12 protein-coding genes are annotated in these 13,376 nt (G+C 70.8%); all 12 read left to right on the top strand.

The window, feature by feature from the left end; genetic code table 11:
• Positions 1-38 precede the first annotated feature (38 nt).
• Positions 39-944, top strand: coding sequence for an FtsK/SpoIIIE domain-containing protein (locus ABZ135_RS32685; RefSeq protein WP_356700972.1), 906 nt, complete (start codon positions 39-41; stop codon positions 942-944).
• 88 nt (positions 945-1,032) lie between these two features.
• The gene (locus ABZ135_RS32680; RefSeq protein ID WP_356700970.1) at positions 1,033-1,815 is read left to right on the top strand and encodes a hypothetical protein; all 783 of its coding nucleotides are present in this window, start codon (positions 1,033-1,035) and stop codon (positions 1,813-1,815) included.
• 83 nt (positions 1,816-1,898) lie between these two features.
• On the top strand, positions 1,899-2,087 hold the full coding sequence (locus ABZ135_RS32675; RefSeq protein WP_356700968.1) for a hypothetical protein: 189 nt from the start codon (positions 1,899-1,901) through the stop codon (positions 2,085-2,087).
• Complete coding sequence (locus ABZ135_RS32670; protein ID WP_356700966.1) at positions 2,087-2,662, top strand: GGDEF domain-containing protein; 576 nt, start codon at positions 2,087-2,089, stop codon at positions 2,660-2,662. The genes ABZ135_RS32675 and ABZ135_RS32670 overlap by 1 nt, the downstream gene beginning before the upstream one ends.
• Positions 2,659-2,991 carry a hypothetical protein gene (locus ABZ135_RS32665; RefSeq protein WP_356700964.1) on the top strand — a complete coding sequence of 111 codons (333 nt, stop codon included), beginning with the start codon at positions 2,659-2,661 and terminating at the stop codon, positions 2,989-2,991. The genes ABZ135_RS32670 and ABZ135_RS32665 overlap by 4 nt, the downstream gene beginning before the upstream one ends.
• Complete coding sequence (locus ABZ135_RS32660; protein ID WP_356700962.1) at positions 2,988-3,437, top strand: hypothetical protein; 450 nt, start codon at positions 2,988-2,990, stop codon at positions 3,435-3,437. The genes ABZ135_RS32665 and ABZ135_RS32660 overlap by 4 nt, the downstream gene beginning before the upstream one ends.
• 300 nt (positions 3,438-3,737) lie before the next feature.
• Positions 3,738-3,950, top strand: a complete 213-nt coding sequence (locus ABZ135_RS32655; protein ID WP_356700960.1) for a hypothetical protein — start codon at positions 3,738-3,740, stop codon at positions 3,948-3,950.
• A gap of 265 nt (positions 3,951-4,215) precedes the next feature.
• The gene (locus ABZ135_RS32650) at positions 4,216-10,227 is read left to right on the top strand and encodes a DnaB-like helicase C-terminal domain-containing protein (protein WP_356700959.1); all 6,012 of its coding nucleotides are present in this window, start codon (positions 4,216-4,218) and stop codon (positions 10,225-10,227) included.
• 8 nt (positions 10,228-10,235) lie between these two features.
• On the top strand, positions 10,236-10,868 hold the full coding sequence (locus ABZ135_RS32645) for a hypothetical protein (RefSeq protein WP_356700958.1): 633 nt from the start codon (positions 10,236-10,238) through the stop codon (positions 10,866-10,868).
• Positions 10,869-11,297: 429 nt separating this feature from the next.
• Positions 11,298-11,531 carry a hypothetical protein gene (locus ABZ135_RS32640; protein ID WP_356700955.1) on the top strand — a complete coding sequence of 78 codons (234 nt, stop codon included), beginning with the start codon at positions 11,298-11,300 and terminating at the stop codon, positions 11,529-11,531.
• Positions 11,531-11,791, top strand: a complete 261-nt coding sequence (locus tag ABZ135_RS32635) for a hypothetical protein (RefSeq protein ID WP_356700953.1) — start codon at positions 11,531-11,533, stop codon at positions 11,789-11,791. Before ABZ135_RS32640 ends, ABZ135_RS32635 begins: the two co-directional genes overlap by 1 nt.
• 513 nt (positions 11,792-12,304) lie before the next feature.
• A complete protein-coding gene (locus tag ABZ135_RS32630) occupies positions 12,305-12,988 on the top strand; it encodes a hypothetical protein (RefSeq protein ID WP_356700952.1) in 684 nt (227 codons plus the stop codon).
• Positions 12,989-13,376: the final 388 nt, after the last annotated feature.

The following is a 13,376-nucleotide window of genomic DNA, read 5'->3' as shown; positions in this document are numbered from 1 at the left end:
CAGCTGTCCGACCGGATCCACCGAGAGAAGAGGAACCCATGACCCTCCCGAACATCCCGCAGCCCGGCACCGGCCCCGTCGTCTTCGAGGAAGGAGCGGGGTCCGGCAAGTCGCCGGTACTGGGCCAGCTCATCGCCCAGGCCCGCGCGGCCGGCAAGCGCCTCACCGTCATCGACGCCAAGCAGACCGAGAAGAGGACCCCCGTGGCCGTTCCGTACATCCCGGACCCGCACAACAAGCAGCTGCTCCCCCTCGGCGTCGACCCGTCCAACAGCCGCCCGATCACCCTCGACCTCGACCTGTATCCGCACCTGCTCATCGCGGGCGGCACCGGCAGCGGCGTCTCCTCCACCCTGCGCCTGATCACCGCCCACACCGTGGCGACCGGCGGCACGGTCGACGTCATCGACCCCCGGCGCGTCGGCCTTGCCGAGTTCGAGGGCGTACCCGGCGTGAGCATCACCACGGACCCCGCCGGGTTCGCCGCGCAGATCGAGGCGTTCCACGCGGAGATGAAGCGGCGCTACGAGCAGTCCGCGAAGGGACCGCGCCGCATCCTGGCCGTCGACGACCTGGCGACCTCGCTCATGGCCGCCCGCTCCTTCGCGAGCTCCGCCGTCCTGAAGCGAGCGGTGCAGCTGCTGGGCAAGGTCGCGTTCGCCGGCCGCGCCGCCGGGATGCACCTGGCCCTGAGCGGAGTCGACCGCGGCACGCTTCGCCGCATGGGCGACGCGGCCCTGCAGGACGCCGTCACCGTGCTGCTCCTGGGCCGCACCACCCGGATGACGGCGCAGCACCTGGGCGTCGACCCGCAGCTGCGCCGCACGTACCCCGGCGCCGCGGTGCTGAAGACCCCGGGCACGACCGGCCGCCAGATCGCGCTCTCCTTCCTCACCCCCGAGCAGGCCCGCATCGTCGCCAACCGGCCGCCGATCGCCGACTAACCGCGATCTCTATCCACAGGCGACCTCGCTGATCATCAGCGCCCGGGGCCTTTCCGGCCCCGGGCGCCCAAGACGAGAGGCACGACGAATGGCCCGCAGCACCGGCAAGAACCGCACACGCCTCCCCAGCTGGATGCGCCGTGCCCCGCGCCGCCCGGCGGTCACCATCGCGGGCCTGCCCGCACCCGCCGTCCCCGGGCAGGCCCGCCTGCACCCCTCTCCCGCGTCGCCGCTCGCCCCGCAGGGCTGGAGCGTGCTGCTCGGCATCGACACCACCAGCGGCCGGCCCATCCACCTCGACCTCGCCCGCGACGCGCACCTGCTGCTCGAAGGCGCCACGTTCACCTGGCCGGTCGGCGGCGTCATCGAGGCCCTGACCCGGCGGGTCATCGACCACGGCGCGGCACTCACCGCGATCATCCCCGGCTTCATGGACCCGCCGCTGCCTGCCCGCCCGGACCTGAGCTGCGTCACGCACGCCCACGCCGCCGCCGCGATCGAGGACTTCCACGCGAGCATGCAGACCGCGCGCACCCCGCGCCGCCCGGCCGACCACCGCTTCCTGCTGATCGACGGCCTCAACTGGCTGCGCACCAAGGCGAAGGACAACACCCGCCTCGCCACCGCCGTGGACGAGCTGCTGCTCCAGGTCCTCGTCAGCGGCCACCGCACCGGCCACCACGTGATCGCCAACGACTGGACGCCGCGGCTGGCCCACTTCCCCGGCCGCGCCCAGCTGCGCGCCGCGTTCCCCGCGCTCCTGCAGCAGCCCGACGCCGCCACCCACGAAGACCGCGCCGTCCTGCTCGCCTCCACCGGTGAGCACCACCTGCGGTTCTTCCCCGCCGACCTCACCGTGCGCACGAACTGACCCGCACACACAAGCGGGGCGCGCCCTCCTCGCCAGCAAGCACGAAGGGCACGCCCCAACCACTCCCGAAGGAGCAGATCGAGATGACCACACCGACCACCCGTACGGCAACCCCGACCGCGGTCCTGGACCGTGCGGCCGTCGACCAGCTGATCGCCGACCTGCGGACCAAGCAGACCGGCCCCGACCTCGCGGAGCAGCGCCACCAGTTCCTCGAGGACGCCACCGCCTTCGACTACACCCGGCGCACCGAGACCGGCGGTGAGCGGTGATGACCGGCCCGATACCCGCCCTCGTGCTCGCCGTCCTGGCCCTGGCCTGGGTGCTGCACGCTGGATGGCTCCACCGGCAGCTGCGCGCGGAGCGCCGCGACCCGCTCACCGGCCTCACCGACCGCCGTACCTGGATGCGCGTTGCGGACCGGATGATCCGGCGCGGCCGGGCGAACACCGTGCTGCTGCTGGACCTGGACGACTTCAAGCCCGTCAACGACACCTTCGGCCACCAGGCGGGCGACGCCGTCCTGGTCGCCACCGCCGCCCGGCTCACCGAGGCCTGCGGCCCGCACGCCGCCATCACCCGGCTCGGGGGAGACGAGTTCGCGCTCGCCCTCGACACCGCCGATGCGCAGTCCTTCGCCGCCGGCCTCGCCGCAGAGCTCGCCCGTCCACTCCCGTGGCCGGGCGGGCCGCTGCGCGTGACGGCCTCGCTCGGCACGGTGCACACCGCCGACCTCGAGCAGCCGTCGGCCTCCACCGCCCTGGGCGCCGCCGACGCCGCGATGTACGCGGTCAAGGGCCGCGGACGCCGCGGCCGCCGTACGCAGACGACGGGAGCGGCGGCATGAGCGACGACCAGTTCCGCGCCTGGCGGTGGGACCGCGAGGACAAGGCCGCGAACGCCCAGGCCCTCGTCCTCTACAAGGCCGGCCACACCATCCGCTGCGACCACCACGGCCTCCTGGTCGACGGCCGCCGCCTGGACGCCACCGCCATCTACGAGCCCCTCGACGCGAAGGACGCCGACCGGCTCGACCTCGCCGGCGCCCCGGTGCTCCTGGACGTCGACGACGACGGCGTCCTCGTCTACCGCGGCCGCGCCCTCGTCCGCCTCACGCCCGGCGGCCTCGAACTGATCGAGGACGCCGCCGCCCCGGCCGGAAGGGGCGCCGCATGATGGCCGTCGACATCCTCGAGACCAAAGCCCTGCGGGGGCTGACCATCAAGCAGCCCTGGGCGGACGCCGTGGCGTACCTCGGCAAGGACATCGAGAACCGCACCTGGCGTACGACATACACCGGCCCGCTGCTCATCCACGCCGGGCTCCGCGTCGACCAGGAGGCCGCCAAGCAGGCGCCGGCCACTCTGCCCGGCGTACGCGGAGCGGTCATCGCGACCGCCCGCCTCAAGGGCTGCCACCGCTGCGATGGCGAGTGCAGCCGGTGGGCCGAACCCGGCGTGTGGCACTGGGAGTTGACCGACGTCCGGGCGCTGGACGAGCCGGTCCGCGTCTCCGGCGCCCGCGGCCTGTGGATCCCGGACGAGGACCTGCGCAGCCGGATGAAGGCCGCCACGTCCCTCCTCCCGCGTCGTTCCAACTGCGAGGGGAGCGCCGCCCCATGACGTGACCTCAGCGAACTGACCCTTCCTTCCAGGCGGGCCCGGTCGGCACCAACAGGCCGGGCCCGCAGTGCTCGTACCGATGTGACAAATGTTGTTTGGGGTGGCGTGTTGTGATCCAAAAGCCCGCGATGTGGTGTAGCTTGATGTCTGATCATTTTTCTCATGAACGATGGGGAGAGACTGATGAGCTCAACTCACCGCGGGCCGGATCAGCGGCAGGGGGTGACCGCAGCCGAGATCGCACGCATGTCCGGAGCCGTCACACGTCCGACCGCCGCCTCGATCGCTGCGAGAGCGGGCGTGCCCGGACATCACGTCCGGCGCGGGATCTCCCCGGACAACGCGCGCAGGATGGCGAACGCGCTGTCGGTGGGCCTGCTGTCCGAGCGCTCCGCGCGGGCGCTCGCGGAGGACCCGCAGAAGTTCTTGAACGCCACGTACGAGCTGCAGGAGCTAGTGCGCGAGATCATGCGCGCCCGGGACGAGGACTCCGGGGTGATAGCGGTGGCCTGATCCCAGGTACGACAAAGGCCCGGCTCCTCCGCCAAGAGAATTCCGGGCCCCGATCGCGGCACTCACGTGCCTCCTGCTCCGATCGCTACCTGTTCCCCGCCGGGGTTATCAAGCCCGGACGACGGCCTTATCAACCGTTGTGGGTTCAGGGAGCGACCGCTTCGCTTTCTGGAAGGGTACCCATGGCTTCGGCCATTCACTACTTGCACAGTTTGTATGTCCTGAATGTCACCCCGTCCGTGTGGATCTCCGGCGGTGGTGCTCAGTGACGACGCTCACCCTCGTCCCCCGTTCGGCCGCTGCCGACCGCTCCTCGTACGAGCGTGCGTTCGCCGCGCTCGAAGAGGCCGGCTGCAAGCCGCGCGCCCGGGGCGAGTCGGGACTGGACGCCTGCTGCCCGTCCCACGACGACACCGACGCGAGCCTGTCGGGCGACTGGAAGCCCGCCAACGGTACGCGCTCGGGCGCCATGTTCCTCAAGTGCCACGCCGCGTCCGGCTGCACCTTCGACACGATCCTCGACGCCCTCGGCCTGAGCCGGGCCGACATGTTCGACGGCCTCTCCCCGGAGTACGCCGAACGGCGCGGCACCACCACCCCCTCCCCGCGTCGCCCCGCCCCGGCGGCCAAGCGCGCGGCCACCAAGCCGCGCCGCGCGACGGGGGAGAAGAAGCCGAAGGCCGACCACGACCACGACTTCGCGCACGAGCGCACCCACACCTACGCCGACGCCATCGGCACGATCGTCGCCAACATCCACCGCAAGCGCTGCAAGGTGGAGGGCTGCCGCGAGAAGACGTTCCGCACCGCCTACCCCAACGGCAAGCCCGACGACGGCGTCCCGCTGTACGGCACCCCCGAACTCGCCGCCGCCATCGAGGCCGGCCGCACCATCCACATCTGCGAGGGCGAGGGCGACCAGGAGGCGCTGACCGCCGCCGGGGAGATCGCGGTCTCCGCGCCGTTCGGCGCCGACTCCGGCACCGGCGACAAGTGGCTGGCGATGCACACCGAGCAGCTGCGCGGCGCCCGCTCCGTCGTCATCTGGGCCGACCGCGACCCGGCCGGGCTGATGCACGCCGGGTACGTCGCCAACCAGCTGCTCGCCGCGGGCGCCGTGCACGCGGAGCCGACCGAGGACGGCACCGGCGTCACCATCGACCTGCGCATCGTCTACCCGGCCGTCACCACGGCGAAGGCCGACGCGAGCGACCACTTCGCCGCCGGACACAGCGTCGACGACGTCGTGGACGTCCCGCTCGCCGACCTCGCCTCTACCGGCCTGGAAGGCCCGGCCACCACCGACCCGGCCGCCGCGAAGACCCCGGCCGACGCCCCCGCCGCCGACGACCAGGACGACCGGCCCGCCGACGACCTGGAGGACCGCGACGACAACGGCGAGCCCGGCGCCGCCCCGCCCGGCTACGCGGTCGAAGGCTCCAGCGGCTGGCGCTACGACACCACCGTGGGCCGCCGCGGCGCGATGTGGCGCGCCTCCGGACGCGGCGAGAACCGCACCTTCGATCGCGAGCTGAGCTGGGCGCCCGTCACCGAAGAGCGCCTGGTGGTGATGAACGAGGACGGCACCGCCGGATCGAAGCACTTCACCATCCGCGTCGGCGAGGACGTCCACACCGTCGCCGTGATGGACCTGCGCACCGGCGAGGCCTGGGACTCCTTCCCCGACGCCGTCGGCACCGGCTCCAAGCCGGTCAAGGAGGCCCTGCTGAACTGCGTGGAGACCCAGGCGCAGAAGCTGCCCCGCACCCCCGTGGTGACCCGCACCGGCTGGCACACCCTCCCCGACGTCGGCCTCACCTACGTCTACGCCGACGGCCGCACCTTCCCCGAGGGCCGCTTCGTACGGCTCATCGGCGCCCCCGAGCCGCTGCGCCGCGCCGCCGAACCGCTGGACCGCACCGCCGACGACCGCGAGTGCCGCCAGGCGCTCGCCGACATCGCCGTGCACGGCTGGGCGGGCTTTATGGGCCTGGCCGTCGGAGCCCGCTCGCTGGGCTACACCCTGCGCCCGGTGCCGGCCTCCTTCCTGTTCGACGCCGAACCCAACTCCGGCAAGACCGCCGCCGCCAACACCGGCCGCAGCCTGCTCTTCACCGCGCGCCCCAAGCCCTGGCCGCCGGTGGTCACCAAGGGCTTCAACAGCACGGTCACCGACATCGAGTGCGCCGTCGACTTCGAGGGCGACACCCCGCTGCTCCTGGACGACGTCGCCCTCACCCGAGCCTCGTCCGCCGTGGAAGTCCGCGACATGGAGAAGAAGCTCGAGTTCGTCCTGCGCGCGGCGGGCAACATGACCGACATCCGCGGCCGCCGCAACCGCGACCTGACCGCCAAGCCCGGCAACCGCGTCCGCGCCGTCCCGGTCATCGCCGCCCAGATGCTGCCGGTCTCCATGCAGGAGTCCCTCTACCGCCGCTCGGTCGTCGTCTACATGACCCGTGAGGGCGGCGAACTCGACTGGCGGTGGTACCGCGACGGCGGAGGCACCAGCCTCGCCGTCCCGCTGCGCACCCTCGGCGACCGGATCATCCGCCACCTCCACGGCCTGGAGGACGCCGACGCCTACCTCGCCGACCTGGAAGCCAAGGCCCTCAAGCAGTTCGCCCCGTACGCGGAGGCCGAACTCCCCGAGGCCAGCGGCACCATGGACGGCGTCATCACCGCGGCCGCCCAGATGCTCGCCGGATTCGGCCTCCTGGCCGCCGTCACCGGCCTGGAGATGGAACCGCTCATCGAGGTCGTCGCCGCGCCGCTCGCGGCCTCCCTGGCCAAGCAGGCCGCCAAGATGGACGACCAGCACGTCGCCCAGGACGACCTGAGCACCGCCGTGGTGGAGGTCGTACGCCAGGCCCTGTCCACCGGCCGTGCCCACGTCCGCGACGACAAGGGCACCATCGCCCCGGCCGTCCCCGGCGAGGTCGAACAGGTCCAGGGCGTCACCGCCGCCAAGGACGGCTCCGGCACCTGGGAGGGCAAGGGCCCCGCCTTCTACTGGCTCCCCGAGAAGGGCCCGGCCTTCGCCGTACGCACCCCCGAACTCCACACCCTCCTCAAGGCCAGCTCTGACCCGCGCGTCCAGGGCATCGGCCAGCGCAGCCTGCCCGACGCGCTCCTGCAGGCCGGGCTGACCATCCGCAACGACCGGCAGAAGGACCGCGTCGCCGTCCACCAGGTCCGCGTCGGCGACGACAACCCCCGCCTGCTGCTGATGAAGGCCCACCTCGTGTGGGACCTCGATGCGCCCCCGGAGACCGGAGGCGGTGACGGCGGCCCCGGCAACGGCGGCACCCCGCCCGCCGACGGAGACGGCGCGAGCCCCTCTGGGAACTCCCTCGCGAACTATGCCGAAAAGAACGGTGACAACGGCTACAACGGTGACAGTGCAGGTCAGAGCCCTGCCGCCGCGCTCTTCGACGTCATCGCCACCAAGAACGGTGACAGTGCAGGTCAGAGCGGGTTTTCCATCCCCGGGCAGCCCGCCGCGCCGAACGGTGACAACGCGCTGACCAGCGACGTAACCGTTGTCACCGTTCCTGCCCCCGCCAACGGTGACAGCAACGGCTACACGTCCCCCGCCGCGCCGAACGGTGACAACGCGCTGACCAGCGACGTAACCGTTCCGCCCGGCACCGCCCCCGCCCCGCTCTCCACCGGTGACAACGCTCTGACCAGCACTGTCACCGTTCCACCCGCCCACGGACCGGAGGAAGACATGGCACTGCCCACCGAGCCGGTGACGCTGTCCTTCGGACTGCCGTCCCTCGACACCACCGCACCCCGCCTCACCGGCGGCACCACCACCGTCATCGCGGGCGCCCCCGGCGCCGGCGCGAGCCTCCTGGCCCTCGCCATGGCCCGCACCACGGTCCTCACCCACCAGCGGCCCGTGCTGTACGCGGCGTCCGGACCGACCCGCGACGACGTGATCGGCCGCATGGTCGCCGCCCAGGCCGGCCTCGACTACCAGCAGCTGCGCGCCGGAACGCTGCCGCCCGACCAGCAGGCCGCGGCCCACCAGATCGCGACCGCCCTCGGCTGGCCGCTCCTCGTCGACGACACCCAGGGACTGACGGCCCAGGACATCGACCAGCTCGCCGCCGACATCAACGGCGACGGCCTGGCCCTCGTGGTCGTCGACCGGCTCCAGCACGAGCACGCCGACCATCTCCCGCTGTCCGGCGACGCCCTGCCCGACGCGGCCCGCGCACTGAAGCAGACGGCCGAACGCCTGGGCGTCCCGGTGCTCCTGGTCGTCGACACCGACGACGCCGCCGTGCTCGCCACCCTGGACGCCGACCGCACCCTCACCGTGGCCCGTGACGGCCAGGACGTCGCCGTCACCATCGAGCAGCGCGACGGCGACCCGGCGAGTGTGCAGCTGCACGCCGACCTCGCCCGCGCCCGCCTCACCGAGCGCCCCGAGCCCGCACCGGCCCCCTCCCCGCGTCGCACCCCCGAGTCGAGCGCGCGCACGAAGCCGACGGACACGACGACCACGACGAAGGACGCGCCGGCCACCGACGCCACGTACCCCAACGGGCCGCTCGCCGTCCTCGACGTCACCGACGACAACCAGGTGATCGCCCACCTCGTCGACGGCCGCACCCTGGACTGCCCGGCCCGCAGCATCCCCACCCTCGTCAAGTGGGCGCTGGACGCCGGACTCGGCGCCAAGCGGCTCCACAAGTGGGGCACCGACGGCGACCCGATGGTCATCCTCACCGCGGCCGCCACCAAGAAGTTCGGCCTGCCCGAGACCCTCGAAGACGTCCGCCACCAGCGCCTCCCCGACAACCACAAGGTCGTCAAGGCCATCGCCAAGTCCGGCTTCGAGCTCACCAAGCGCGGCTTCAGCCCCTGGACCCGCATCTACAAGCGGATCGACAAGGAGAAGGGCGGAGACCGCGCCTGCGTCCAGATCGGCATCGTCCCCTGGGACGCCCTCGGAGCGAAGTCCGGCTGGTACCTCGATGAGGACACCCCGGCCGCCGACATCGCCCGCACCCTCGGCATCTACGCCCAGCGCGTCATCTCGCCGCGCGGCACGATGGGCAGCAGCGGCCTCGAGCTCATGCTCCAGCTGCGCCCGCCCACGAAGCCGGTGTGGAGCGAGGACGAGCAGAAGTACGTGCAGGGCAAGATCGAGGAACACCTGCACCGCACGGTCCAGGCAGTCCCCTGCGAGGCGAACGGGAACCACCCGATCGTCTTCAAGACCTGGCCCAACGGCGAGCGCCCGGATGAAGAGTTCATGCGCGAAGAAGCCTGGAGCTGGCACCGCGACGCCACCGCCGAAGAAGCCGCCACCTTCGCGCACGTCATCGGCATCGACACCAACACCAGCTTCCTGTCGGCCTCCTCGCGCCTCCTGGTCGGCGGCAACGCCGACCCTGTGCACCACGTCGCCCCCGCCTTCGACCCGAAGATCCCCGGCGCGTGGAAGGTCGACTTCTCCCGCGCCCACCTCGACATCCAGGTGCCCGACGGCAAGCCCAACCCGCTCGACCCGCGCCTGCCCTCACCGTTCACCAACACCGGCGAACCGCCCGCCGGCCCCCGCTGGTACACCACCCAGACCTGCGACTACGCCCGCAAGATGGGCATCAAGGTGGAGCCCATCGAGGCCTGGCTGCGCGAGCCCCTCGGCTCCGGCTGGCTCGACCCGTGGAACGAGCGCCTCGTCACCGCCTACAAGACGACCATGGCCAACCTCGGCATCACCGAGGACATGCCGATGGACGCCTTCCTCGCCGCCATGGAGCGCCTCGCCGTGGGCGAGGGCGACCCGATCGAGCGCACCGTCCTCAAGGCGATCAAGCAGACCGTGAAGTCCGGCGTCGGCAAGCTCGCCCAGACCCCCAGCTACATCCCCGGCTACCGGCCCGGCAACGAATGGTCGGAGATGACGCAGTTCTGGTGGCGCCCCGACATCCGGGCCGCGGTCATCTCCACCGCCCGCATCGTCCAGCACCGAAAGATCGTCAAGACGCTCGCGCTCACCGGCCGGGCCCCGCTCGCCACGTACTCCGACTGCGTCCTCTACCCGACGCACACCACCAACCCGCTCGAAGCCATCCGGCCCGACTCCGCACCCACCGTGATCAAGGGCGCCTTCAACTTCGGCGTACGCCCCGGCTACGCCAAGGTCGAAGGCATCCGCTCTTTCGACTGGTATCAGCAGCTGCAGGCCGACGGCATCAACGCAGCCAAGAAGGTCGCGCCCCGCGACGGCGAGCGCGTCGACGAAGGGGAGTGAGGTAACCGATGACCCAGAAGAACAACCACCGCGAGCGGATCCTCGACGGCATGCGCAGGGCCGTCCACGACAAGCTCACCCCCAAGCAGCGCGACCTGCCCAAGACCACCAAGGGCAAGGCCAGCGCGCTCCTGCGGGAAGAGATGAAGCGCAGCACGGAGACCGACCCGAGGAAGCGCGAGGCCGCCGCGAAGAAGAGCCTCGCCGCCCGCCTCGGAGTCAAGGTCGACTCCGTGTACCGCTACCTCTCCGGCAAGCGGAAGAACCCGCCGAAGGAAATCGCCGAAAAGCTCGACAAGGAAGTCCGCGACAGCGCCAAGCCCGGACTCAAGAAGAAGGTCATCAAGGAAGCACGCGGAAAATCCATCCGCATCCAGAGCCGCGCCAAATTCGGATACGGCACCACCGCACGCCCCGGAGTGACGACAACTCCTGATTCCCGGTGGCGCAACATCGCCGAAACCCTCCCCGCCATGTACGCCACCCCGCTCTGGGACGCACTGGAGCACGGAGACGACCACCGCGCTCAGGAAATCCTCCAGGCCTACCTTCAGAAGGAATACTTCAACGAAGGCGGAAAGCACGGGAACGTCGAAGTGCAACTTGAAGACCTGGATTACATGGACTTCACCATCGACTAGCACCACCACCACCCAGCGGCGGGCCCCGGGGAGCACTCCCCGGGGCCCGCCGCTGCGTCACGAAGACCCTCGGCCTCGACCGAGCGGCACCCGGCGAGCAGGTCGCGTCCTAGGTCGCGCCCTGGGTCGCCTCCTGGGTCGCCTCCTGGGTCGCGCCCTGGGTCGCATCGGGAACCCTCCCGCGACCCCGGGAAACCCCAGGTCAACGCAGAGATTTGAAGCACCGCAGCACGCCGACTACTTCCCTACAGAGGTGTCTGGAGAAGTTCAGACCCGTATCCGGCGTCTGCTGCGGCCTCCCACAAGACCACTCTCCCCGCGGCCGAAGCCTCGCGGCACACCTCCGCCGAAGAGGCGGGAAGGGGCAGCGCCCCGCCCCGGCCCGGCGCTACCGTGGAGGCGACGCCATACGACGCCCAGGAGCCCGCCATGAGCGACCACGAGCAGCAGCCGGCCGCCGACCGTCAGCCGGTCACCCCCGAAGGCGCCGACGCGCTCCGGGCCTACGCGGCCCGCACGCGCACCAGCGCCAACGAGCTCGCCGCGTTCCTCGAGGACGTCGCCACCAACGGCCTCCCCGCCCCGGAACACACCACCCCCTGGGAAGAGGTCCGCGACCGCCGCCTGGCCGAACTCGCCGCGCAGCGCGGACACGTCGCCTGATGGGCAAGCACTCCGGCCGGCGCGCCCGGATCGGCTTCACCGACAGCGCCATCGACCAGATCAACAAGCTCACCGAATCCGAGATCCACGCTCTCGACCGCGCCCTCGCCGCGCTCTCCGTGGACCCGACGATGGGGGAGCAGATCCCCGGCTCCGACCCTGAGCTCTGGCGCTACGACGACGACGTCGAAGACGTCACCGTGATCTTCTATGTCACCGCGCTGCGCAGCGTCATCGTCGTCGCGTACGTAGAAGCCTGAGCACCCCCGGCGGAGGCCTCCAGCAGCCCACACAGCGGCCACTGGAGGCCTCCGCCGCGCCCAGGCCGCACGGGCTCCTCCAGGCCCCGACAAGGGCGCCAGCGGCCCGCTGAGCAGCGCAGCGGGAGCGCCTCGGACCAACGCCCGCGCCCGGCACCGCACTTGACCCGAGAAAGTCGCAAAACGGTTCTGCAAGGGGCAAATCCCACCCCTTGCAGAACTCTGCTACCTCGCTCGGCAAGACCGTCGGCAAAGGGTGGTTGTGATACGAGCCGGCCTCCCACGAGGCCCGGCTCGCCGACGTGCTTCCGTACGCCCTGGCGAAGGCCGGCGCCTGCGCGGGATCCTGGCCTCACAGCCTCGCTGAGGCTGTCACGCCGGGTGTCACGGACCCTGTCACGCTCCCCTGTCACGCCGGGTGTCACGCACCCTCTGACCTGCACCGATACCCCGAAACCCCCGCTCCAGGGCCCAACGTGACACCTCCCCGTGACACCCCTGGAGGGAAGCCCCATGCGCACCCAGAACATCGAAGTCGGCCAGACCTACACGGCCCAGGTGCCGCACTCGCTGCCCGGCAGCCGATACCCGATCACCCGCAACGACATCGACGGCGCCCTCAAGGTCTACGCCCTCAAGGCCATGTGCGGGCACCGCTTCGCCTTCACCGTCACCGAGATCCACCACGACACCGACACCGTCACAGGCTTCCGCGAACGCAGCACCCCGCACGTCGACAGCATCGAGCTGCTCCCCGAACAGATCGCCGCGCTCGGCCTCACGGCCGGCCCCCGGTACTTCCTCGTCGGCGGCAGCGTCTTCGACGCCGACCACAAGACCGTGGGGATGCCGTACCTGCAGACCGTCACGATGCCGGCCCGCTGGCTCCACCCCCTCGGAGAGCCCGTCCCGCTTCCCGTTCCCGAGAGCGAGCTCTGGAGCGAAATCCGCGCTGAAGCCACCGGAATGACAGCCGATCAAGTCACCGAGAAGGCTGAGGAGTTCCAGGAACGAATGGACCGGCTCCAGGAAAGGGAAGAGCACACCTACTGGAGTGAGTCATCAATCCGAGAAAACGAGGCAAGGCGCGATGAATGGGCAAGGATTAGCGCCGTAATGGCAATCCAGGAAATGAGCACATACGACCCTGAGAATGATATAGAATCTCTCGATAGAGAATCAGAGAACCGAGATTAGAAATCGGGCATTGACACCCCATGAAGACGATGCAAGAATCGTCTTGTTGAGCCGATCGCGGAGCGATCGGAGAAATCCCGGAAAGGCCAAAGAATCTCACGGCCAGCGGAAATCAATTCCGCGAAGCGGGATTGAAAACCGGGAAAAGAAATTGAGAAAGCCGGAATTCCGGGCGAGGTGACCGACCCCCTCCCCGCGTCGCTGCTTCGTTTGAACCCCAGCTGACCGGCTCGTTTCTAGTTTGCATCGTAGATCAGCCCGCACGGGCCGCAGCGCGGCCCGTCGTCTCTGGTGGGCGCAGCGCGCCCTCCTACCCGCTAAGAGGCCAGGGGGTCGGGGACGGCTCGAACTTCCGCTCCACGGAGCCGAACGGTGACCGAGCTTGTCG

This window comes from Streptomyces sp. NPDC006339 (assembly GCF_040612775.1).
In the GTDB taxonomy this organism is placed as follows: domain Bacteria; phylum Actinomycetota; class Actinomycetes; order Streptomycetales; family Streptomycetaceae; genus Streptomyces.
Note: the sequence above shows the minus strand (reverse complement) of the source record. Positions and strands in the feature narration are given on the sequence as shown.